Origin of the sequence: Brevibacterium sp. SIMBA_078, assembly GCF_046534565.1 — a bacterium.
In the GTDB taxonomy this organism is placed as follows: Bacteria; Actinomycetota; Actinomycetes; order Actinomycetales; family Brevibacteriaceae; genus Brevibacterium.
Genome location: NZ_JAWRYQ010000505.1, coordinates 1 through 243 on the forward strand (window position 1 = coordinate 1; position 243 = coordinate 243).

The window sequence follows — 243 nt, forward strand, 5'->3', positions numbered from 1 at the left end:
CTGATAGTCAGGATGATGTAGGGCAATCAACGCAAAAAACAGATGGCATTATGTCTAAATATTCTTCAGGAATTAAAGTTGGTCTTGTTGGTGCGTTAGCTGCTGGAGTCGCTGGTCTTGGTGCACTTACTGCTGCAGTGGGAACACTAGGAGCAAAGATGGCCAATGATAGTCAAGTATCTCAAGGAAAGCTTAGAGCGCAATTAGGACTCACTGAAGAGCAAGCTAAAAAGCTTACAGGTG

The 243-nt window shown here is 44.0% G+C and carries 1 protein-coding gene; it reads left to right on the forward strand.

Annotation, left to right across the window (positions count from 1 at the left end; genetic code table 11):
* Positions 1-243: hypothetical protein (locus tag SB749_RS20590; protein ID WP_410711950.1), on the forward strand; the 243-nt coding region annotated here is incomplete at both ends.